The sequence below is a fragment of the Microvirga sp. HBU67558 genome (assembly GCF_018069605.1).
In the GTDB taxonomy this organism is placed as follows: domain Bacteria; phylum Pseudomonadota; class Alphaproteobacteria; order Rhizobiales; family Beijerinckiaceae; genus Microvirga; species Microvirga terrae.
Map to the genome: position 1 here is coordinate 28,184 of NZ_JAGPUP010000552.1, position 20,925 is coordinate 49,108.

Genomic DNA, 20,925 nt, shown 5'->3' on the forward strand with positions numbered 1-20,925 from the left:
GGAACTCATAGTCAGGCGACTGGACCGGCAATTCCTTGATTGCGCCTGCATGTGAGACCCGGGAGGGCTCCGTGCGATCGAAACCCCTGGGGACATCCATGAAGCGTCGTTGTGTATTGAGTATGGGGGTGAGCTTGGCCTCGCTCGCCATGATGGTGGCGTCGACCGAGCCGTCCGAGGCCCAGACCCAATCCGCGTCCGGGGAAATCACCCTTGAGACCGTGACCGTCGAAGGGCAGGGCGGAAGCGCCACCGGGCCTGTGAACGGCTATGTTCCCAACCGCACGACGACGGGCTCCAAGATCGACACGCCGATCGAGGAAATTCCGCAATCGGTGTCCGTCATCGGGCGCGAAGAACTCGAAGACCGACAGGTGCAGAAAGTCGACGAAGCTCTTCGGTACACCGCCGGTGTGTTCGCGCAGCCTTATGGTGTGGATTCGGATACCGACTGGTTCTTCATCCGTGGCTTCGATGCGGGCCAGACCGGCGTCTTTCTGAACAATCTGCCGCTTTATCAATATGGCTTCGGCGGGTTCTATATCGATCCGTTCGTCCTCGAAAGAATCGAGGTGCTCAAGGGGCCGTCCGCTGCTCTCTACGGCGGGTCCTCGATTGGTGGCATCGTCAATCTCATCAGCAAGCGTCCGACGACGGAACCGCTTCGCTACGTCGAAACGGGCGTAAACTCTTGGGGTAATGGCTACGCGGCCTTCGATTTCGGCGGGGCGCTCGACAAAGACAAGATATGGTCGTATCGCCTGACGGGCAAGATGTCCGGCGGTGACTGGGAAACCGACAAGGCCGACGATTTCCGGGGAGTTATCGCGCCGGCGCTCACATTCCGTCCCGATGCCAGCACCGAGCTCACCGTGCTGGCGTCCTACCAGCATATGGATCTGATGCACACGGGCGGGTTCCTCCCCTATGTAGGCACCGTTGTGCCCGCACCCTTCGGGCGCATCTCACGCCGGTTCTACTACAGCGAGCCTGAAATCGATCTCTATCGCCGCGAACAGGCGATGATCGGCTATGAATTCGAGCACGCGGTCAACGACGTCTGGACGCTGCGGCAGAATTTCCGCTATGCGCACACGGATTCGAAGGAGCGGGGACCTTATCCTTTCGGTTATCTTGGAGGAGCGCCGCTCGGTCCGGATTTCCTGCTCTTCCGCGTCGGTTTCAATCACCACACGGTGGTGAACACGCTGTCCCTCGACAATCAAGCGGAGGCAAAGTTCGGCACCGGGGCGCTCAATCACACGCTGCTCCTCGGTCTCGATTACAAGTACTACAACATCGATCAGATCCAGGCCTCCGGGGGCGGCACGCCGATCAGCCCGGTCAACCCGATCTATGGGGTGCCCCAGGGCCCGACGGTTCCCTATCTCGACCAGGACCTGACCATGAACCAGGTCGGGTTCTACGCACAGGATCAGATCCGCTACGGCGACTGGATCGCGACGCTGAACGGACGTTACGATCACGTCTCGACGAAGAGCACCGACAAGGTCGGAGCGGCCAATTTCAGCGACGAGGCCGGCGAATTCAGCGGACGCCTGGGACTCGGTTACGAGTTCACGAACGGAATGACACCCTATGTCGCGGTGTCGCGCACCTTCAATCCGGTCATAGGCTCCGACTTCTTCGGCCAGTCGTTCGCGCCGGAGACCGGGCAGCAGGTTGAAGTCGGCCTAAAGTACAAGCCGACGTTTGCCGATGCCCTGATCACCGCATCCCTGTTCGATCTCACGCGTCAGAACGTCAACACGACCGACCCGGAGCATTCTTTCTTCGAAGTCCAACTGGGCGAGGTCCGATCCCGCGGCTTCGAGCTCGAAGCGCAAGCCAACATCACGGCCGGCTTGAAGGCGATCGCGGCATTCACGGCATACAACATCGAAATCACCGAGGACACGAACCCGCTGTTGATCGGGAACCGCCCCAACGTCGTCCCGGAAATTCTTGCATCCGGCTGGCTGGATTACACGGTCCAGGACGGCTCATTCAAAGGGCTCGGCTTTGGTGCAGGCGTTCGCTATGTCGGCTTCTCGTATGCCGACAACGAGAATACCCTGAAAGTGCCAGCCGCGACGGTGTTCGATGCCGGCATCCGCTATACCCGCGATAACTTTACGGTCGCGCTCAACGTCAACAATCTGTTCGACAACGAATATGTATCGTCATGCGACACGCAGTACACCTGCAACTACGGTGCCGGGCGCGTCGCAACTCTCAAGGCGAGCTACAAATGGTGATCGAGGGGGTGCCGCGGCAGGGCGCCCGCACAGGTACGCCGGAGCCGAGGAAGGGATCGGGGCAAGGATCGGATGCCGCGGTTCCTTCATTCGAACTGGCGGACGTGAGCTATGCTATTCCAGGACGCACCTTGCTGCATTCCCTCTCGCTGACGCTGTCCGGTCGGCGCGTTATCGGACTGATCGGCCACAACGGTTCGGGCAAATCGACACTGATCAAGCTGCTGGCTCGCCAGCAATCGGCCTCCGGCGGCTCGATCACGTTCGAAGGGAGACACCTGAGCCAGTGGGGCGAGCGGCCCTTCGCGAGGCAGGTTGCCTATCTGCCCCAGCAGACGCCGCCGGCCTCCGGCATGCTCGTCAAGGAGCTCGTCGCGTTGGGCCGCTATCCGTGGCATGGCCCTCTCGGCCGTTTCGGAGCGACAGACCACCGGAAGGCGAGAGAGGCCATGGCGCTCACCGATGTGGAGACCCTTGCGGACCGGCTTGTCGACACCCTCTCCGGAGGCGAGCGACAACGGGTCTGGCTGGCCATGCTGGTGGCGCAGGACGCCCGGTTCCTGCTACTCGACGAACCGATCTCAGCCCTCGATGTGGCCCACCAGGTCGAGGTGCTCGCACTCGTCCAGCGCCTCTCACGCGAGCGTGGTCTCGGCGTGGTTGTTGTCCTCCACGACGTCAATATGGCGGCTCGCTTCTGCGACGAGATCCTGGCTCTTCGGGCTGGGCGGCTGATTGCCCGCGGCACGCCCGGCGAGATCATGACGCCCCGGCAGTTGCAGGCGATCTACGGTGTCGCCATGGAGGTCATCCCTCATCCTGTCACGGGCCAACCGGTGAGCTTCGTCCGTTGATGCCGTCTCAAAGCCGACGCTTGCTCTCTCCGGCTGGCGGCGGTAGCTAATCCTGCCATGCGACCGCTGCTCAACCGCTTTTTTGCCTATTACCGACCTCATCGCCGCCTGTTCGTGCTGGATTTCTCCTGCGCTGTGGCTTCGGGGCTGCTCGAGCTTGGCTTTCCGATTGCCGTCAAGCTGTTCATTGATACCCTGCTGCCGACCGGCCAATGGGGGCTGATCGCGCTCGCCTCGGCGCTGCTGCTCGCAGTCTACGTCCTCAATGCCGGTTTGATGGCGACCGTGACCTATTGGGGCCACATGCTCGGCATCAACATCGAAACCGAGATGCGGCGCAAAGCCTTCGATCATCTCCAGAAACTATCGTTCGGCTTCTTCGACAACCAGAAGACCGGGCATCTCGTGGCTCGTCTGACCAAGGATCTGGAGGAGATCGGCGAGGTGGCCCATCACGGGCCCGAGGACCTTTTCATCGCCGTGATGACGCTGGTGGGTGCGTTCATCCTGATGTTCACGGTCAATGTGAAGCTCGCCCTCATCACGGCGCTCGTCGTCCCGCTCACCGCCTGGCTCACGACCCGCTATGGCGGCCGCATGACCCGGAACTGGCAGGCCCTCTACAGCCGCGTCGGTGATTTCAACGCGCGCATCGAGGAGAATGTCGGAGGAATCCGCGTGGTTCAGGCCTTCGCCAACGAGGACCACGAACGGCAGCTGTTCGCCGTCGACAACCAGGGCTATCGCAAGACGAAACTGGAGGCCTACCGCATCATGGCGGCCTCGACCTCGCTCAGCTACCTGAGCATGCGCCTGATTCAGATGGTCGTCATGGTGGCCGGCAGCTATCTGGTGCTTCGGGGCGAACTGAGTGCTGGCGGCTTCGTCGGTTACCTGCTTCTCGTGGGTGTCTTTTTCCGTCCAATCGAGAAAATCAACTCGGTCATCGAGACCTATCCGAAGGGGATCGCCGGCTTCAAACGCTACATTACCTTTCTCGATACGCGTCCGGACATCGCGGACCGACCCGGCGTGAGGGATGTCGGCAAACTCAGGGGCGACATCCGGTACAAGAATGTCCGATTCGGCTATGCCTCGGATCGCAGCATCCTCAACGGTCTCGATCTTTGCATCCGCGCCGGCGAGACCATTGCGTTCGTTGGTCCGTCGGGAGCAGGCAAGACGACCATCTGTTCGCTGCTGCCCCGGTTCTATCAGATCGCCGAGGGCGAGATCACGATCGATGGGATCGACATCCGCAATATGACGCTGCGCTCGCTGCGCGGCCAGATCGGCATTGTGCAGCAGGACGTTTTCCTGTTCGCCGGCACCATCCGCGAGAACATTGCCTATGGCCGGCTCGAAGCGACCGAGGCCGAGATTCTGGAGGCCGCTCGTAGGGCCCGGCTCGACGAGGTGATCGCCTCATTGCCGAACGGCCTCGACACGATCATCGGGGAGCGTGGAGTGAAGCTGTCCGGAGGCCAGAAACAGCGCCTCGCCATCGCGCGGATCTTCCTGAAAAACCCGCCGATCCTGATCCTGGACGAAGCCACATCTGCCCTTGACACGCAGACCGAGCGGGCGATCCAACAGGCGCTCGGCGAGCTGTCGAAGGGGCGCACCACCCTCGTCATCGCCCACCGTCTCGCGACAATCGTGAACGCCGACCGCATTGCGGTGATCGATCATGGGATTATCGTGGAGCAGGGCAACCACAACGAACTCCTGTCGCGGGATGGAATATACAGGCGGCTGAGCGCCGCGCAGTTCGCCTGAGGCAAATCGATCTGATCGGCTCAGGAACCAGCTGCTTCGGACCAGTAGGCGAGGCTCCGGGTGTTGACCGGTGATCCTGCCGCAGCGTTGATTTCAAGAATTGCACTGTGAAATTTCTGCGCTTCGCCCGGGCCGACGAGCAGTCTCAGGCTATGGATGATCCGGGTGATGCGCAGATGATTGTGATCGAACATGGCCAGCCACCAGCGGGTACCCCGATAGAAACTGAGCATCCGCTCGCTTGCCCGTTTCAGAGTATCCTGCGCGTGCCCGTCGGCCCTGATCGCAGCGATCTCGGCCTGCGTGAGGACCGGGGCTCCCGGTTGGGCGCCGCTGCGGGTGGGAAGGGGAAACAGCCACTGGATGTAGTCGTGCACCTGCTCCAATCGCTCGTCGGAAAAATCGAGCACCTCGGCCGCGAGGCGTCCCCGGTCGTCGCGTCCGGTCCCCGCCAGGAAGGCATGGAGAGGTGCTGCCGTTGAACTGTTCATCCCCTGCCTCCCGTTTGAGGGTGGAGTGCCGGCATTCGTTGGCTCAAGCGACGAGGCTGGCGGCGAAACGTGCGCAGACCAGGAGCAGGAAGACCCCGAATGCCACCTCGAGGCGGCGCTTGGACAGCCGGTGTGCCAAGCGCGCCCCGATGGGCGCCATCCACGTGCTGGTGGGGATGAAGAGCACCAAGCCCAGAAGCGAGACATAGCCCAAAGCCAGCGGCGGCTGGAAGGCGATCACGTTCGGGTAATCGGCCATGTGCGGCCAGCCGGCATAGATGTACCCGATGGCGCCGGGTATCGAGATCAGGATGCCGAGACCGGAGGAGGTCGCGACCGCCTGGTGGATCGGGCGGTTGTAGAAGGTCATGAAAAGATTGGAGAGCTGGCCGCCGCCGATTCCCATCAGGGCTGACAGAACGCCGATGATCCAACCGTAGATCACCATGATCGGCTTGGCCGGCATATCGAGACCGAAGCGCCAGGTATCCTTGCCGAAGAGAAGGCGAATGGCCGAGATTCCGGCCACCACCACGAACACGGTCTTGAACAGGTCCGCCGGGGCGAAGCGGGCAACGATACTGCCGACGATAACACCGAGCACGACGGGCACGGCCCAGACCCGCAGGATCGACATGTCGACGGCACCCTTGGCCTTGTGGGCATTGAAGGAACGGATCGATGTCGGGATGATGATCGCGAGCGAGGTGCCGACGCACAGCGGCATGCGCACCTCCTCGGGCACCTCCAAGATGCGAAAGAGCTCGTAGAGAATTGGCACCGCGACCGCGCCGCCGCCGACGCCGAACACGCCGGCCAGCAGGCCCGTGATAGCGCCCGCGGCCAGGAGCGCCACCACAAGCCACGCGAGATCGAACAGGGGAATGCCAAACATCGAGGAGTCCATCGCAAGGGAGTGAAATCGCCGTAGGGTCTTTTCGACCTTCGGGCAAGGAGGCAGATACAGGCCTGCCCTAGGAAGAGGTGCTTGCCGCGATCCGTTCCTGGTACTCGCGCGCCCTCTCGTCGATCCAGGATCGGTCCGTGATGCCACCGGGGTTGCTGCGGGTCGCCATGGCGTCCATGAAGGCGAGGAAACGTTCATGGGCGACCCGGTAGAGGCGGCGCAGTTCGTCCAGGGGTTCCGGATGATCGTCCACGCGCAGATCGAGCACGGGGTAGGGCTCGTCGCGCCAGATGCTGATGGCGGCGGATTGCTTGCCGCGCTTGTCGCCGCCCTGGGCCTGACCCGCGTCGAGAGAAGTCATGAGACGGTCGGCGAAAGGCAGATCCATGCGCTTCCTGTAGGTCTCTAGGGTCGCCTCGATGACGGCCGGCCCGGCCAGCATGTTGCCCGCCACGGAGACGCCGTCATCCGTGAGGTGACCGCACCAGTCGATGCAGTCCTGGCCCGTATGGGCAGCTGAGCGCCCGTCGCGATCGATGACGTGGAGCTGGCGCGAGCCGCGGCCGGGATCCTGAGCCGTGAGAACGGCGACGATCTCCTCGGCGCTTCGACCTTCGGCCAGAAGCTTGATGCCGTCCGTGCCGTAAAGCGGATTGACCAGCGCCTGCGTGGCGAGAGCACCGATGCGGGCCGCACCATGGGGGCAGAGCGCCCCCACGGCGAAGAACTTCGTGGTCACCGCGACGCCGAAGGCGCCGGTTTCAGGATCCTTGGCGATGATCGACCATGTCATGGCGTTTTCTCCTCAGCGGCCGACCGCATAGGCCTGCATGAGACGCGGCGTCGCGGCACCGTGAAGCAGGCCATCCTTGTCGCGGCTGGCGGCCACGAGGCGTCCGACCGTCCAGGCCGGCGCCACCTCGACCTCGTGTCCACGGGCGCGAAGATCGTCGAGCACGGCCGCGCCGTAGGTCTCCTCGGCCATGAGGTGACCGGGCTTCTGCTCGCGCGGATAGAACGAGGAAGGGAAGTGCGCCGTGTGAGACATCGGCTGGTCGATCGCCTCCTGCAGGTTCAGGCCGTGGTGCGCATGCCTCAGGAAGAGGAGGAGCTGCCACTGCTCCTGCTGGTCGCCGCCGGGAGATCCGAAGACCATGTAGGGCTCGCCGTCCTTTTCCGCGAGGGTCGGGGTGAGCGTGGTCCGCGGGCGCTTGCCCGGGGCGAGGCTTGCCGGGAGGCCCTCCTCGAGCCAGAACATCTGGGCGCGGGAATTGAGCATGAAGCCCAGTTCCGGAACGACCGGCGAGGATTGCAGCCAGCCGCCCGAGGGCATCGCGGCAATCATGTTGCCGAAGCGGTCAACCACGTCGATATGCACCGTGTCGCCCTTGCGGGCCGAACGCATTGACTGGAGCGTTGGCTCGCCCCCCGACACCTTCCTGTCGGTCGTCGAAAGCTCGCGCAGCGCCTTGAGGGTACGCTCCACCTGGGACTCGTAGCCTTCGACGCGGCCGGGCCGCAGTTCTCGGGAGGCCTTGTCAGTGATGAGCTTGCGTCTTTCGTCGTTGTAGGCATCCGACAAAAGGGTCTCGATCGGCACGTCGACGAAGTCGGGGTCGCCGTAATAGGCCTCACGGTCGGCGAAGGCGAGCTTCATGGACTCGACGACCGTGTGAATGAACTCGGCGCTGGTCGGCCCCATGGCGGCGAGGTCGAAGCCCTTCAGAAGCGCGAGCGTCTGCAGGAACACGGGTCCCTGTCCCCAGGGCCGGATCTTGTTCACGCGGTAGTTGTGGTACTCGTAGGTTTGCGGCGCATCGTAGGATGCCTGCCACTGGGCCATGTCGTCGGCGGTGAGGACGCCGCGATGGCGCGAGCCGCTCTGGTCCATGGCCTCCGTCTTGCGGACGAACGCGTCGATGGCCTCGGCCACGAAGCCCTTGTAGAAGGCGTTGCGCGCCGCCTCGATCTGCGCCTCGCGGTCGCTGCCGCGGGCTTCGCCCTCACGGATGATGCGCTTCCACGTATCGGCGAGCTGCGGATTCCGGAAGAGCTGGCGGGGTTTCGGCACCTCGCCGCCGGGCAGGAACACGGCCGCGGAGGTCGGCCATTCGGTCTCGAAGAACTCCTTCAGACCCTTGATGGTGTCCGATACGCGCGGCAGCAGGGGATGTCCCTGCTCGGCATAGTAGATGGCAGGCTCCAGCACATCCCGCAGCGACAAGATGCCGTGGTCGCGCAGCAGCAGCATCCAGGCATCGAAGGCGCCGGGCACCACCGTGGCGAGCAGACCGTTGCCGGGGATGAGCTTGAGGCCCTCGTTCTTGTAATGAGCGATGGTGGCGCCCTTCGGAGCCGTGCCCTGGCCGCAGAGCACCTCGACCTTCTTGGTCTTTGCGGAATAGAACACCGCCGGCACTTCGCCGGACGGTCCCACGAGATGGGGTTCGACGACCTGCAGGACGAAGGCTGAGGCGACGCAGGCATCGAAGGCATTGCCGCCTTTCTCGAGCATCGACATGCCCGCAGCGGAAGCGAGCCAGTGTGTCGACGTGACGATGCCGAAGGTGCCGAGGATCTCTGGGCGTGTCGTAAACATATGTCTTATCCGAAGTTGGCGAAGATTGTTATTGTTCGCGGGGATCGAGCGCGTCGCGCAGGCCGTCGCCGAGAAGGTTGAAGCCGAGCACGATCAGGAAGATCGCCGAGCCCGGGAAGATCGACATCCAGGGAGCCTGATCCATGAAGTTCTTGGCGGTATTGAGCATGGAACCCCAGGAGGGATTGGGAGGCTGCTGACCGAGGCCGAGGAACGAAAGGCTCGCCTCCGCGATGATCGCAGTCGCGATGGTGAGCGTCCCCTGAACCAGGATCGGGGGCAGCACGTTCGGCAGGATGTATCGCGCCATGATCCAGAAATCGGGCAGACCGATGGCCCGCGCCCCTTCCACGTAATCCTCCGCCTTTACGGTCAGCACCTGCCCGCGGGTGAGGCGGATGAAGATCGGCATGGCCGACAAGCCGATGGCGATCATCGCATTGGTGAGGCTCGGCCCGAGGAAGGCTGCGAGAGCGATGGCGAAGATCAGGAAGGGGATCGCCAGCATGGCGTCCGTGGCGCGGGAGATCGCCGCGTCGATCCAGCCGCCGAAATAGCCGGCGACGAGGCCGAACGGCACTCCGAGCACGATCGCGATGGTGACGGAGACCACGCCGGCCATGATGGATGCCCGGGCGCCCCACAGCATGCGGGAGAGAAGGTCGCGCCCGAGCTCGTCGGTCCCGAACCAGAACAGGGCTGAGGGCGCTTTGCGGATGCTGGTGAAGCTAGGCTTGATCGGGTCGTAGGGCGCGAAGTAAGGGCCGATCAGGGCGACGAGGACGAAGAACAGGACGATGAGGCCGCCGAGCACTGCGCTCTTGTTCTTCAGGAACTTGGCGAGGACGCGGCTGCGCTTCTTCGGCAGCGCGACGTCGTCGGCGATTGCGGCTGTGGCGGTCATGCGGCGTGCCTCAGGCGGGGATTGACGAGAACGTAGAGCACATCGGCGAGCAGGTTCATGAAGATGAAGCCCACGGCCGTGCAGAGCACGACGCCCTGCACCACGGCATAGTCGCGGTTGAACACCGCATCGACGATGAGCTTGCCGAAGCCCGGAATGGTGAAGATCTGCTCCGTGAGCACGGCGCCCGCGAGCAGCTCGCCGAAGAGGAGCGTAGACAGCGTCACGATGGGAACGAGTGCGTTGCGCAGGGCGTGCTTCAGGATGACCTTCCGCGACAGAAGGCCCTTGGCGCGGGCCGTGCGGATGTAGTCCGAGCGCATCACGCCGAGCATGGCGCTGCGGGTATGGCGCATCAGGCTCGCGGCCAGACCCGTACCGAGCACGAAGGCCGGCATGAGCATGGTCTTGATGTTGAGCCACAGGTCCTCGGTCGGTGGCACGTAGCCGGAGGCGGGCAGGAGCTTCCAGCGGACGGAGATCAGCATGATGAGCATGATGCCGAGCCAGAAGTTGGGGATCGATAGGCCGGACAGAGCAATGACGTTGGCCGTGTAGTCGACCGTCGTTCCCTTTTTCACGGCCGAGATGATCCCTGCGGGAATGCCGATGGCCAGGGCTACGATCATCGCCATGATGGCGAGTTCGATCGTTACCGGGAGCTTGCTCATGATCAGGTCGAGCACCGGAATGTCGGTGCGCAGGGAAATCCCGAGATTGCCCGTGAGTGCCGAACCGATCCAGGCGAAATACTGGACGGGGATCGGATCGTCGAGGCGGTACTTTTCGCGCAGATAGGCGAGCACCTGCGGATCGCGCTCTTCGCCCGCCATGGTGAGCACCGGGTCGCCGGGCAGGAGCTTCTGCAGAGCAAACACCAGTAGCGACACGATGATCAGTGTCGGGATGGCAATCAGTATTCGTCGTCCGATGTAGCGCAGCATCAGCTCGTGGAACCCATGTCGAGGAAGGGCAGGGGCGTGCCCGGCGGCTGAGCCGGGCACGCTGTTTTCGGCTGGCCTCAGGAGGCGAACTTCACACCCTTCAGGCGGATCATGCCATCCGGATAGGGTTTGAAGTTCTGGACCTTCTTCGTGTGAACGAAGGGCCAGGGCTGGTAGTAGGTGTAGATGATCGGCAGATCCTGCTTCAGGATCTCCTGCGCAGAGTCGTAGAGCTGCTTGCGCTTGGCCTCGTCGTTGGTGATGCGGGCGTCGTTCAGGAGCTTGTCGACCTGCTCGTTGCAGTAGCGGCCATCGTTGAGGGCGCCCTTGCAAGTGACGAAGGGATGGATGTTGCCGTCCGGATCGACGCGGCCGGACCAGCCGATCACGTTCACGTCGAAGTTGCCCGCCTGGGCCTCCTTCTGCATGGCGGCGAACTCGGTCGGGCGCAGCGAGATATCGAAGCCCGACTCTGCCGCCATCGCCTGGATGATCTCGGCGATCTGCTGAGCCGTCGTCCCGGTGCCAAAGGTCAGCTCGAGCTTCACCCGGTCGACGCCGGCCTCCTTCAGGAGCTGCTTGGCCTTGGCGACGTCGCGCTCATTCGCCTTGAACTTCGGATTGTTGTACGGGCTGGCCTCCGGGAAGGGCTGCCCCGCAGGCGGGTAGATTCCAGCCCCGACGACCTCGTTGATGACGTTGCGGTCGATGGAGAGCTCGAGAGCCTGACGGACGCGCTTGTCCTGGCCGAGCGGCGTCTTGGAGCGCTCGCCGTTGTTGGTGTTGATCGTCAGACCCTGGTAGCCGATGCCGGAGACCGGCGCGAAGACGAGGCTCGAGTCGCCCTTCACGGCCGGAACGTCGCTCGGCGCCAGGCGCTCGATCAGGTCGAGGTTGCCGGAGCGCAGATTCGCGAGACGAACGGTCGTGTCCGGAATCGGCTGGAAGATGACGCGCTGGAAGGCGTAGTTCTTGGCGTCCCAGTAATCAGCGAACTTTTCCAGCACGATGCGGTCGTTCTGCACGCGCTCGACGAACTTGTAGGGACCCGAGCAGACGGGCTTCTGGCCGAAATCCGCGGAGGAAAGCGCCTTCGGCGACATGATCATGCCGGCACGGTCGGAGAGCTGCGACAGCAGGGTCGCATCGGCGCGCGAGAGATTGACCTTCACGGTCAGGTCGTCCACGGCCTCGACATTGTCGACCGATGTCAGCTCGCTCTTGCGGAGCGAATCCGGCAGGGTGCGAGCGCGGTCAATATTGGCCTTCACGGCCGCCGCATTGAGGGGCTCGCCGTCGTGGAACTTGACACCGGGGCGCAGCTTGAAGGTGAGCGACTTTCCGTCGTCGCTCCAACTCCATTCGGTGGCGAGCTCGGGCGTGAATTTCAGGTCGGGCGTGATGTCGACGAGCTTGTTGCACAGCGACGTGAACACGATGCGTCCGACGAAGGTGCGGGCACGGTGCGGATCCAGCACATCGGGATCCTCGTTCAGGCCGATGCGCAGGGTCTGGGCGGATGCCGCGGTGCTCATCAGGAGCCCGGCGGCTACGGCAAGGAGCAGTCTCTTCTTCATTCGGTTGTCCTCCGATTATCCTCTGGGAGTCGTCCTCTGGGTTCAGGCGCTCGTCGCGACGGGCTTATCCTGCCGTTCGCGCCAAGTTCGGTAGAGCGCAAGACGCCTAGCAAGCGCCGGGCTCGGCGGCGGTGCGGCGATGGAGCCGGCGCCGGCTCCCTGGATCTCGCGCCAGAAATGGCACGCCACCTGCCGCCCGTCCGTCGCCGTTTCGAGAGCAGGGTGCTGCTCCTTGCAGACGGCACGGGCATGGGGGCAGCGGGTGTGAAAGCGGCAGCCCGACGGCGGCGCGGCGGGACTCGGAACATCCCCCTGCAGCAGCACCTTCGGCTGGCGGTTCGTCGGGCTCGGAATCGGGATCGCTGCAAGCAGTGCCTGCGTATAGGGATGAAGCGGATTGTCGAAGAGAGAATCCGTGTCCGACAGCTCCACGATCTCGCCGAGATACATCACCGCAACCCGGTCGCTCATGTGGCGGATGACGGCAAGGTCATGCGCCACGATGACGAGGGTGAGGCCGAAGCGGTCCTTCAGATCCTCCAGCAGATTGATGATTTGCGCCTGGATCGACACGTCCAGCGCAGAAACCGGCTCGTCGCCGATGATCAGCTTGGGGTCGCCGGCAAGCGCCCGGGCGATGCCGATGCGCTGGCGCTGGCCGCCGGAGAATTCGTGCGGATAGCGATCCGCGTGGGTCGGCAGCAGGCCGACCGTTCGCATGAGGTCCGCAACGCGCTCCCGCTTCTCGCGACCCTTGGCGAGATCGTGCAGCCAGATGGGCTCGGCGATGATGTCGCCCACGTTCATGCGCGGATTGAGGGACGCGTAAGGATCCTGGAAGATGATCTGCAACTCGCGCCGGAGCCTGCGCAGTTCGCCCTTGTCCAGCTTGACGATCGAGCGGCCCTCATAGCGGACGTCGCCTTCCGTGGCCTCGATCAGGCGCAGCAGCAGGCGTCCCAGAGTGGACTTGCCGCAGCCGGATTCCCCCACCACGGCGAAGGTCTCGCCCCTCCTGATGCCCATCGAGACGCCGTCGACGGCGCGCACGACCGTGGGCGACGACAGGAGACCGCCGCCACCGAAGTGCTTCTTGAGGCCGATGCCTTCGAGGATGATGTCGTCTGAGGGCATCACGCTCATCATGCGGCTCCACGGTGAAGTTCGAGAGGGGCGTACCAGCACCGCGCCTGGTGGCCGGGCTTGATCTCGGCCAGTGGCGGAGGATCGTTGGCGCAATGGCTGTCCGAGAACGGGCAGCGTGGCGTGAAGCGGCAGCCCTTGGGCATCAGCTCCGCCGGCGGCACCGTGCCGCGGATCGTGGCGAGGCGTCCCTGGCGACGGCCGAGCGAGGGGACCGACCCCATGAGGCCGATGGTGTAGGGATGCTGGGGATCCTCGAAGATCGCATTCACCGGCCCGCTCTCGACCACCCGTCCCGCATACATCACCGCGACCTCGTCGGCGACCTCGGCCACGACGCCGAGATCGTGGGTGATGAGGATCATCGCCGTGCCGGTCTCCTCCTGGAGGCGGCGGATCAGGGTGAGGATCTGGGCCTGGATCGTCACGTCGAGGGCGGTCGTGGGCTCATCCGCGATGAGGAGTTGCGGATCATTGGCCAGCGCCATGGCGATCATGACGCGCTGGCGCATGCCGCCCGACATCTCGTGGGGATAGGCGCGCAGTCGCTTTTCAGGAGCCGGGATGCGCACCTTCTTCAGCATGTCGAGCGCCCGCTCCATGGCCTCGGCCTTGGAGACCTTGCGGTGCCGGACGATGCCCTCCGCGATCTGGTCGCCGATGGTGAAGGCCGGGTTGAGCGAGGTCATCGGCTCCTGGAAGATCATGGCCATCCGGTCGCCGCGCAGATCCGCGCGCTCGCGCTCCGAGAGAGTCAGAAGGTCCCGTCCGTCGAACCGGGCCGTCCCGGCGACGATCCGGGCCGGCGGCGTCGGCAAAAGGCCCATCAGGGCCAGCGACGTCACGCTCTTGCCGCAGCCGGATTCCCCGACGATGCAGAGCGTCTTGCCTTTGCGGACGGAGAAGGAGACGTCGTCGACCACGTTTACTCCCTTGGGTGCCCCGTCGAAGCGCACCGAGAGGCCCTGAACCGCGAGCAGCGGCTGCTCGGCCGCAAAGGCAGCATTGGTCGGAGCGTGAACCTGGGCGGTCGAGTGTCGGGCCGCTTCATGTCCCATGGCGAATCTTGTCCTTGTTCTTGGCCGGGTCGGGAAAATTCTGAATGTGTCCGTCGATCCGATCGGGCAGAGGGGCGGTCATGACCTTGAGGAGGCCGTCCCGCACCAGTTCGAGGTGCTCGCGCATCGCATGCTCGGCTGCATGGGCCTCGCGCTGGGAGATGGCGGCGATCACGCGGCGGTGCTGTTCGACATAGATCTTCTGGCGCTCGCTCGATCGCGCGCGCTCTCGCAGGATCTGCCAGGTCGTATCCTGCCGGATGCGGTCGACCATGTCGAAAATCGCGAGAAGAAGAGAGTTGCCAGCGGCCTCCGCTATGGTGCGATGCAGGGCACTGTCCCAAAGCTCGCGCCCGTCGGCGTCCGAGCTCAAGGCCGCCTTGTCGGCCAGCCGGAGAAGGCGTTCGATATCCCCGTTCGTGGCCCGCATGGCCGCAAGCCTGGCAAGAGCCGGCTCGATTTCCAGGCGCACATCCATCACCTCGAGCGGGTGGGTGCGCTTGGCCAGTTCCTCGAGATTGGTCGGCGTATGGGCCGGGCGCGGACCCAGGAACGTTCCTTTGCCCTGGTGACGCCAGATCCGTCCCTCGGCCTCAAGGACCTCGAGAGCCCGCCTCAGAGCCCGACGGCCGATCCCGATCTGTGCAGCGAGAAGCCGCTCGGACGGAAGACGCCGGTCGCCGTCGAGTGAGCTGTCGTCCAGGAGAGCCCGCAACCTTCCCAGGGCGAAGTTCGAGCTGTCCAGCAATGAGTCGGCGTTGGTCATCGAAATCCAGTCCGTACGAACCAATCTTGCTGCCGGCCCTGGAATCGCGATCCGATGTTACGTACGACCGGGCTTCAACGAAACAAGGCTATCCCAAGCCTGAACCAATTTGCAACTGGTTCGGTGATGGTTCCTTAGTCAAATAACGATGCTTGGTTGATCAGCGGACCGGCCCGTGAGCCTTCGCTTTGTGGTGAGCGTGGCCTTGAGGTGCTCAAAGTTTGCGCAGGGTATGGGCCGGTTCAGGCGCGACGCTCCAGGGAGAGCGCGTTGGCCTGAAACTTGCTTCTTCCTTCGCTGAATGGGCATGCGCAGCGAGAGCTTCCAGGACTTGACCAGAGATACACATACCGGTCAGCGGCCGCTTCGCGTTGCGATCATCGAGGAAAACAGCATCAGGGCCGCCATCCTGCTCGATGGATTGCGCGAGGCCGGGATACTGGACGTCGAGGTCATCGACACGATGACCAACATGCTCCGGCGCCTGAGCACGGTCGATCCCGACGTGATCATCATCGGGATCGAGAATCCCAGCCGTGACGTCCTGGAGCAGATGTTTCAGGTGTCGAAGCTCGTGTCGCGTCCGGTCGCCATGTTCGTAGACCGCTCCGACGGATCCATGATCCAGGCAGCCGTCGAGGCGGGCGTGTCGGCCTATGTGGTCGACGGTCTGCGCAAGGAGCGGGTGAAGCCGATCGTCGACATGGCGGTGAGCCGCTTCAACGCCTTCGACCGCCTGCAGCGCGAGCTGCTCGAGGCGCGCAGCGAACTGGCATCCCGCAAGGTGATCGAGCGGGCCAAGGGCATTCTCATGAGAACCAGGCAGCTCTCGGAGCAGGAGGCTTATGGCCTCCTTCGCCAGACTGCCATGAACGAGAAGCGGAAGCTCGTCGATATCGCCCAGAGCGTCGTGACGGCGGCCTCCCTTCTGGAGAAATAAGCGTGTTGAATGTGGAACAGGCGGGGAGCGGCCCCGTGCGTCAGGCCGGATCGGTGAACGAGGCTCCCTCGGGCACGAAGGGGCGCCCGGTCCCGGAGCGGCTAGTCCGGGTCGGGTTCATTCCCCTGGTCGATATGGCGATCCTGGTCGCCGCCGCCGAGCAGGGTTTTGCCCGCCGCGAGGGCCTTCGCCTGCAACTGGTCAAGGACGTGTCCTGGTCCAACATCCGGGATCGCCTGGCGTTTCGCCAGTTCGACGTGGCGCACATGCTGAGCCCGATGCCCATCGCGTCCCAGCTCCATCTCGGATCCAACCCCTATCCCTGCTTCACGCCCTTCGCGCTGGGGCGGGGCGGCAACGCGATCACGCTCTCGGTCGATCTCTATCGCGAGATGCAGGCGGCCGCCGGGCTCGACGGTTCGGAGGACGCGCTCACCAACGGCCTGGCCCTGAAGAAGGTCGTCGAGCGGAGACGGGTGTCCGGCCGGAAACCTCTCGTCTTCGCCATGACCTATCCCTTCTCGTCCCACAATTACGAGTTCCGCTTCTGGCTCGCGGCCGCGGGGATCAATCCGGACGCCGACGTGACCATGACGGTCGTGCCGCCTCCGCTCACGGTCGATGCCATGACGGCGCGCGCCATCGACGGATTCTGCGTCAATGCTCCCTGGAACATGATCGCCGTGGAGAAGGGCGTCGGTCGCATGGTGGCGACCAAGGCGGATATCTGGCCCTCCGCTCCCGAGAAGGTCCTGGGCGTCAGTCCGGAATGGGCGGAGGAGAACCCGGAGACCCTGTCGCGTCTCGTGGTGGCCCTCGATGCCGCGGCCCGATGGTGCGACGACAGGCAGAACCACGGCGACTTGGCCGATATGATGGCCCACCCTGCCCATGTCGGGGTTCCGTCAGAGATGATCCGGCGGCTTCTCTCCGGGCGACTCACGGTCGACCCCAATGGCAGAACGCGGCAGGTTGAGAACTACATGACGTTCCATGACCGGAGCGCGAATTTCCCGTGGCTCAGCCAGGCCCTGTGGATCTACAGCCAGATGGTCCGCTGGGGTCAAGTCGTTTACGGCGAGCTTGGTCTCGCCCGGGTCCGCGCCGCCTATCGTCCAGAGATGTACCGGCAGATCCTCGGGCATACGAGCGCTTCCGTTCCCGCCGGCGACAGCAGGATCGAAGGCGTGGAGACGGAGTCCTTCATCGACGGACGCCGGTTCTCACCCGATGACATCCCGGCTTATGTGGCGGGCTTCGACATTCGCAAAGACCTCGGCTCCGGGTTCGCCGATTGAGCATTGCACCGCACACAACAAAGGCGCAGTGCACAAATTATGACCTTGAGCACAAGTTGGGCAGTCTGTACCTTTTCTAAGTGAGAGACGGGCGGGACAACGAGGTTCGGACCCCTCTCGACGATGAGGCCGGTCAACGATGACGGGCCGTTGATGCCTCTCGAAGGCGTTTCCCGACAACGACGTCGCCGGATCAGCTGTGCCCGCGCCTGTGCGGCCTTCAGTTCATCTCGCGGCGTTTTTTGCGTTTCAGCCGGGTCTGCACGACCGGGCAACAGGCGATCTGCGTCCGATCGAGCCTCGCGGCTTCCGGCGGATCGGCCACGACGACGTTTCAATCGGTCCCGTCCGCGGCAGCTGGCGACAGGAACAGGGGAAGCACGATGCAGACACCGAAGATCACCCGCCGAGACGCGCTCCGCGGAGCCGGCGCGGCCCTGACGCTCGCTGCCGCGAAGGCCGCCTTGCCGGGCGGCGCGTTCGCCCAGAGCGCCGAGCCGGAGACGAAGACGGTGAAGCTCGGCTACATCGCGCTCACCGATGCGGCCGCCCTGATCATCGCCAAGGAAAAGGGTTTCTTCGCCAAGCACGGACTGCCTGACGCGGAGGTGCTGAAGCAGGCCTCCTGGGGCGCGACGCGCGACAACCTCGTGCTGGGTTCGGAGGCCAACGGCATCGACGGCGCGCACATCCTGACCCCGATGCCGTACCTGATCTCGACCGGAAAGGTCACGCAGGGCGGCGTGCCGACTCCGATGTACATCCTGGCGCGGTTGAATCTCGACGCGCAGGCTATCTCGGTCGCTGCCGAATACAACGGGCTGAAGCTCGGTCTCGATTCATCGCCCCTGAAGGAGTCCTTCGCGAAGAAGCGCGCGGCCGGCGGCGATCCGAAGGTGGCCATGACGTTCCCGGGTGGAACGCACGACCTGTGGATCCGCTACTGGCTCGCGGCCGGCGGCATCGACCCCGACAAGGACGTGTCCACCATCGTGGTGCCGCCGCCCCAGATGGTCGCCAACATGAAGGTCGGCACCATGGACGCCTTCTGCGTCGGCGAGCCCTGGAACGCGCAGCTCATCAACCAGAAGCTCGGATACACGGCGGCCAACACCTATGAGCTCTGGAACAGGCATCCGGAAAAGGCGCTCGGTCTGCGGGCCGCGTGGGTCGACAAGCATCCCCGCGCCGCGAAGGCACTGCTCATGGCGGTCATGGAAGCACAGGCCTGGTGCGACAAGATCGAGAACCGGGAGGAGATGTGCCGGATCGTCGGCACCCGCGCCTGGTTCAACGTTCCCGTCGCCGACATCCTGCCGCGCCAGAAGGGCGAGTACGATTACGGCATCGACGGCAAGGTGGTGAAGGATTCGCCCGGGATCATGAAGTTCTGGCGCGATCACGCCTCCTTCCCGTTCAAGTCGCACGACCTCTGGTTCATCGCCGAGAACATGCGCTGGGGCAAGTTCGAGACGAACACCGACGCCAAGGCGCTGGTCGACAAGGTCAACCGCGCCGACCTCTGGCGCGAAGCCGCGATGACGCTCGGTGTCGCCGCGGGCGATCTTCCGGCGAGCGACAGCCGCGGCAAGGAGACCTTCTTCGACGGCAAGGTCTTCGACCCGGAGAACCCGCAGGCCTATCTCGCCAGCCTTCCCATCAAGCGCATCGCGTAAACCCCGGAGAACAGGCTCATGGTCCATTCCGCCCGCGTCGTCGCTCTCCCGAACCCAAAGGCGGGTCCGCCCATCCCGCAGGCGGCTCTGTATCCGCTGGCGCCGAAGCCGGTCGACGTACTCTCTCGTGGCGCGCGCATCGGGACAGGCCTCGTCACGCAATTGGCACCGCCTGTTCTGACCATCGCGTTCCTGCTCGTCCTGTGGCAGATCCTGGCGTCGAGTCCCACCTCGGCGCTGCCGAGCCCGCTCAAGGTGATCGACGACAGCTGGGAGATCATCGTCAATCCGTTCAAGGTCGGCAACGGCATCGACCAGGGCCTGTTCTGGCACGTGAGCGCGTCCCTGGTCCGCGTCGGCTACGGCTATATCCTTGCTGCAATTGTCGGCATCGGTGTTGGCGTCCTGCTTGGCCAGTCGACGCTCGCCATGCGCGGCCTCGATCCGGTGTTCCAGGTGCTGCGCACCATCCCGCCACTGGCCTGGCTGCCGCTGTCCCTGGCGGCCTTCCGCGACGGGCAGCCTTCCGCCATCTTCGTGATCTTCATCACCAGCGTGTGGCCGATCCTGATCAACACATCGGTCGGCATCCGCAACATCCCGCAGGATTATCGCAACGTCGCGAAGGTCCTGCGCCTGTCGCCGATCGAGTTCTTCACCCGCATCATGGTGCCGGCCACCGTGCCGCACATGTTCACCGGCCTTCGCATCGGCATCGGTTTGTCGTGGCTCGCCATCGTGGCGGCCGAGATGCTGATCGGCGGCGTCGGCATCGGGTTTTTCATCTGGGATGCTTGGAACTCCTCCCTCATCTCGGACATCATCGTGGCCCTGGTCTATGTGGGCGTGGTCGGCTTCCTGCTCGACCGTTCCATCGCGGCCATCGGCCACCTGCTCACCCGCGGCACCGCTGCGCAGTAAGGAGGCGGCACCATGGCCTATCTCAAGATCGATCATGTCGGCATCGCGTTCCAGCGCGCCGGCGCGAGCACCGAGGTGCTGCGGGACGTGAACCTCTCCATCGACAAGGGCGAGTACGTCTCGATCATCGGGCATTCCGGCTGCGGCAAGTCGACGGTGCTCAACATCGTGGCCGGCCTCCTCGAGCCCAGCCAGGGCGGCGTGCTCCTGGAGGGCAGGGCCGTGAGCGGCCCGGGACCGGACCGGGCCGTGGTGTTCCAGAACCACTCGCTGCTGCCGTGGCTGACCGTGCGCGAGAACGTGGAGCTTGCGGTCAACAAGGTCTTTCGGGGCAAGAAGTCGAAGGCGGAGCGCCGCGACTGGACGCGCCACAACCTCGAACTGGTCCACATGGCCCATGCGGAGAACAAGCGGCCGCATGAGATCTCCGGCGGCATGAAGCAACGAGTCGGCATCGCCCGGGCACTCGCCATGGAGCCGAAGATTCTGCTGCTCGACGAGCCGTTCGGCGCCCTCGACGCCCTGACCCGCGCGCACCTTCAGGATCAGGTCATGGAGATCCACGGCCGGCTCGGCAACACGATCATCATGATCACCCACGACGTGGACGAGGCCGTATTGCTGTCCGACCGGATCGTCATGATGACGAACGGGCCGGCCGCCACGATCGGCGAGGACCTGAGAGTCGATCTGGAACGTCCCCGCCGACGCCTCGAACTCGTCGGCAACCCCACCTACAACGACGCCCGTGCGGCCGTGCTGGAGTTCCTCTATGCGCGCCACCGGGCTCCGACCCTCGCAGCTTGAAGG

The 20,925-nt window shown here is 64.1% G+C and carries 18 protein-coding genes; 8 read left to right on the forward strand and 10 right to left on the reverse strand.

The features are described from left to right. The first annotated feature begins 98 nt into the window (after positions 1 to 98). From KBI52_RS24875 to KBI52_RS24885, 3 genes are read left to right on the forward strand one after another with little or no spacing between them, the layout of a single operon-like run. Entirely contained in the window at positions 99 to 2,258 is a 2,160-nt protein-coding gene (locus KBI52_RS24875) for a TonB-dependent siderophore receptor (protein ID WP_210812077.1), read from the forward strand. Continuing rightward, positions 2,252 to 3,112 carry an ATP-binding cassette domain-containing protein gene (locus tag KBI52_RS24880; protein ID WP_210812078.1) on the forward strand — a complete coding sequence of 287 codons (861 nt, stop codon included), beginning with the start codon at positions 2,252 to 2,254 and terminating at the stop codon, positions 3,110 to 3,112. The genes KBI52_RS24875 and KBI52_RS24880 overlap by 7 nt, the downstream gene beginning before the upstream one ends. A 57-nt stretch (positions 3,113 to 3,169) precedes the next feature. Continuing rightward, the gene (locus KBI52_RS24885; RefSeq protein ID WP_210812079.1) at positions 3,170 to 4,891 is read left to right on the forward strand and encodes an ABC transporter ATP-binding protein; all 1,722 of its coding nucleotides are present in this window, start codon (positions 3,170 to 3,172) and stop codon (positions 4,889 to 4,891) included. 20 nt (positions 4,892 to 4,911) lie between these two features. Here KBI52_RS24885 and KBI52_RS24890 read toward each other — a convergent pair whose 3' ends face one another. The 10 genes from KBI52_RS24890 to KBI52_RS24935 form a co-directional block, all read right to left on the reverse strand. After that, the gene (locus KBI52_RS24890; RefSeq protein ID WP_210812080.1) at positions 4,912 to 5,382 is read right to left on the reverse strand and encodes an opioid growth factor receptor-related protein; all 471 of its coding nucleotides are present in this window, start codon (positions 5,380 to 5,382) and stop codon (positions 4,912 to 4,914) included. A gap of 43 nt (positions 5,383 to 5,425) precedes the next feature. After that, a complete protein-coding gene (locus KBI52_RS24895) occupies positions 5,426 to 6,277 on the reverse strand; it encodes a sulfite exporter TauE/SafE family protein (protein ID WP_173950304.1) in 852 nt (283 codons plus the stop codon). Between the two features lie 79 nt (positions 6,278 to 6,356). Continuing rightward, positions 6,357 to 7,082, reverse strand: coding sequence for a DUF1028 domain-containing protein (locus tag KBI52_RS24900; protein WP_210812081.1), 726 nt, complete (start codon positions 7,080 to 7,082; stop codon positions 6,357 to 6,359). A gap of 12 nt (positions 7,083 to 7,094) precedes the next feature. Continuing rightward, positions 7,095 to 8,888, reverse strand: coding sequence for a gamma-glutamyltransferase family protein (locus KBI52_RS24905; RefSeq protein WP_210812082.1), 1,794 nt, complete (start codon positions 8,886 to 8,888; stop codon positions 7,095 to 7,097). A 28-nt stretch (positions 8,889 to 8,916) separates the two neighbouring features. Further along, positions 8,917 to 9,792 carry an ABC transporter permease gene (locus tag KBI52_RS24910; RefSeq protein ID WP_173950307.1) on the reverse strand — a complete coding sequence of 292 codons (876 nt, stop codon included), beginning with the start codon at positions 9,790 to 9,792 and terminating at the stop codon, positions 8,917 to 8,919. Continuing rightward, on the reverse strand, positions 9,789 to 10,736 hold the full coding sequence (locus KBI52_RS24915) for an ABC transporter permease (RefSeq protein ID WP_210812117.1): 948 nt from the start codon (positions 10,734 to 10,736) through the stop codon (positions 9,789 to 9,791). The genes KBI52_RS24910 and KBI52_RS24915 overlap by 4 nt, the downstream gene beginning before the upstream one ends. Before the next feature lie 77 nt (positions 10,737 to 10,813). Next, the gene (locus KBI52_RS24920; protein ID WP_210812083.1) at positions 10,814 to 12,313 is read right to left on the reverse strand and encodes an ABC transporter substrate-binding protein; all 1,500 of its coding nucleotides are present in this window, start codon (positions 12,311 to 12,313) and stop codon (positions 10,814 to 10,816) included. 42 nt (positions 12,314 to 12,355) lie between these two features. After that, positions 12,356 to 13,447 carry an ABC transporter ATP-binding protein gene (locus KBI52_RS24925; RefSeq protein ID WP_371823210.1) on the reverse strand — a complete coding sequence of 364 codons (1,092 nt, stop codon included), beginning with the start codon at positions 13,445 to 13,447 and terminating at the stop codon, positions 12,356 to 12,358. Positions 13,448 to 13,455: 8 nt separating this feature from the next. Next, positions 13,456 to 14,514 carry an ABC transporter ATP-binding protein gene (locus tag KBI52_RS24930; RefSeq protein ID WP_247654639.1) on the reverse strand — a complete coding sequence of 353 codons (1,059 nt, stop codon included), beginning with the start codon at positions 14,512 to 14,514 and terminating at the stop codon, positions 13,456 to 13,458. Further along, entirely contained in the window at positions 14,504 to 15,280 is a 777-nt protein-coding gene (locus KBI52_RS24935) for a FadR/GntR family transcriptional regulator (protein ID WP_210812084.1), read from the reverse strand. The genes KBI52_RS24930 and KBI52_RS24935 overlap by 11 nt, the downstream gene beginning before the upstream one ends. Positions 15,281 to 15,587: 307 nt before the next feature. Between KBI52_RS24935 and KBI52_RS24940 the strand changes: the two genes are divergently transcribed. The 5 genes from KBI52_RS24940 (at position 15,588) to KBI52_RS24960 (ending at position 20,922) form a co-directional block, all read left to right on the forward strand. Then, positions 15,588 to 16,220: an ANTAR domain-containing response regulator gene (locus tag KBI52_RS24940; RefSeq protein ID WP_173950311.1), complete on the forward strand. Its 633-nt coding sequence runs from the start codon at positions 15,588 to 15,590 to the stop codon at positions 16,218 to 16,220. Beyond that, positions 16,217 to 17,518, forward strand: coding sequence for a CmpA/NrtA family ABC transporter substrate-binding protein (locus KBI52_RS24945; RefSeq protein ID WP_371823211.1), 1,302 nt, complete (start codon positions 16,217 to 16,219; stop codon positions 17,516 to 17,518). Before KBI52_RS24940 ends, KBI52_RS24945 begins: the two co-directional genes overlap by 4 nt. Positions 17,519 to 17,901: 383 nt before the next feature. Further along, positions 17,902 to 19,194 carry a CmpA/NrtA family ABC transporter substrate-binding protein gene (locus KBI52_RS24950; protein WP_210812086.1) on the forward strand — a complete coding sequence of 431 codons (1,293 nt, stop codon included), beginning with the start codon at positions 17,902 to 17,904 and terminating at the stop codon, positions 19,192 to 19,194. An 18-nt stretch (positions 19,195 to 19,212) separates the two neighbouring features. Next, positions 19,213 to 20,115 carry a nitrate ABC transporter permease gene (gene ntrB / locus KBI52_RS24955; RefSeq protein WP_210812087.1) on the forward strand — a complete coding sequence of 301 codons (903 nt, stop codon included), beginning with the start codon at positions 19,213 to 19,215 and terminating at the stop codon, positions 20,113 to 20,115. A 12-nt stretch (positions 20,116 to 20,127) separates the two neighbouring features. Then, the gene (locus KBI52_RS24960) at positions 20,128 to 20,922 is read left to right on the forward strand and encodes an ABC transporter ATP-binding protein (RefSeq protein WP_173950315.1); all 795 of its coding nucleotides are present in this window, start codon (positions 20,128 to 20,130) and stop codon (positions 20,920 to 20,922) included. The last annotated feature ends 3 nt before the right edge of the window (positions 20,923 to 20,925 follow it).

Excerpts from the sequence above, each read along its gene's own strand:
- KBI52_RS24910 (WP_173950307.1), bottom strand. The coding sequence starts at position 9,792 with ATGACCGCCACAGCCGCAATCGCCGACGACGTCGCGCTGCCGAAGAAG.
- KBI52_RS24935 (WP_210812084.1), bottom strand. The coding sequence starts at position 15,280 with ATGACCAACGCCGACTCATTGCTGGACAGCTCGAACTTCGCCCTGGGA.
- KBI52_RS24895 (WP_173950304.1), bottom strand. The coding sequence starts at position 6,277 with ATGTTTGGCATTCCCCTGTTCGATCTCGCGTGGCTTGTGGTGGCGCTC.
- KBI52_RS24950 (WP_210812086.1), top strand. The coding sequence starts at position 17,902 with ATGCAGACACCGAAGATCACCCGCCGAGACGCGCTCCGCGGAGCCGGC.
- ntrB (WP_210812087.1), top strand. The coding sequence starts at position 19,213 with ATGGTCCATTCCGCCCGCGTCGTCGCTCTCCCGAACCCAAAGGCGGGT.
- KBI52_RS24900 (WP_210812081.1), bottom strand. The coding sequence starts at position 7,082 with ATGACATGGTCGATCATCGCCAAGGATCCTGAAACCGGCGCCTTCGGC.
- KBI52_RS24940 (WP_173950311.1), top strand. The coding sequence starts at position 15,588 with ATGCGCAGCGAGAGCTTCCAGGACTTGACCAGAGATACACATACCGGT.
- KBI52_RS24885 (WP_210812079.1), top strand. The coding sequence starts at position 3,170 with ATGCGACCGCTGCTCAACCGCTTTTTTGCCTATTACCGACCTCATCGC.
- KBI52_RS24925 (WP_371823210.1), bottom strand. The coding sequence starts at position 13,447 with ATGCCCTCAGACGACATCATCCTCGAAGGCATCGGCCTCAAGAAGCAC.
- KBI52_RS24880 (WP_210812078.1), top strand. The coding sequence starts at position 2,252 with ATGGTGATCGAGGGGGTGCCGCGGCAGGGCGCCCGCACAGGTACGCCG.
- KBI52_RS24930 (WP_247654639.1), bottom strand. The coding sequence starts at position 14,514 with ATGGGACATGAAGCGGCCCGACACTCGACCGCCCAGGTTCACGCTCCG.
- KBI52_RS24920 (WP_210812083.1), bottom strand. The coding sequence starts at position 12,313 with ATGAAGAAGAGACTGCTCCTTGCCGTAGCCGCCGGGCTCCTGATGAGC.
- KBI52_RS24915 (WP_210812117.1), bottom strand. The coding sequence starts at position 10,736 with ATGCTGCGCTACATCGGACGACGAATACTGATTGCCATCCCGACACTG.
- KBI52_RS24905 (WP_210812082.1), bottom strand. The coding sequence starts at position 8,888 with ATGTTTACGACACGCCCAGAGATCCTCGGCACCTTCGGCATCGTCACG.
- KBI52_RS24960 (WP_173950315.1), top strand. The coding sequence starts at position 20,128 with ATGGCCTATCTCAAGATCGATCATGTCGGCATCGCGTTCCAGCGCGCC.
- KBI52_RS24875 (WP_210812077.1), top strand. The coding sequence starts at position 99 with ATGAAGCGTCGTTGTGTATTGAGTATGGGGGTGAGCTTGGCCTCGCTC.
- KBI52_RS24890 (WP_210812080.1), bottom strand. The coding sequence starts at position 5,382 with ATGAACAGTTCAACGGCAGCACCTCTCCATGCCTTCCTGGCGGGGACC.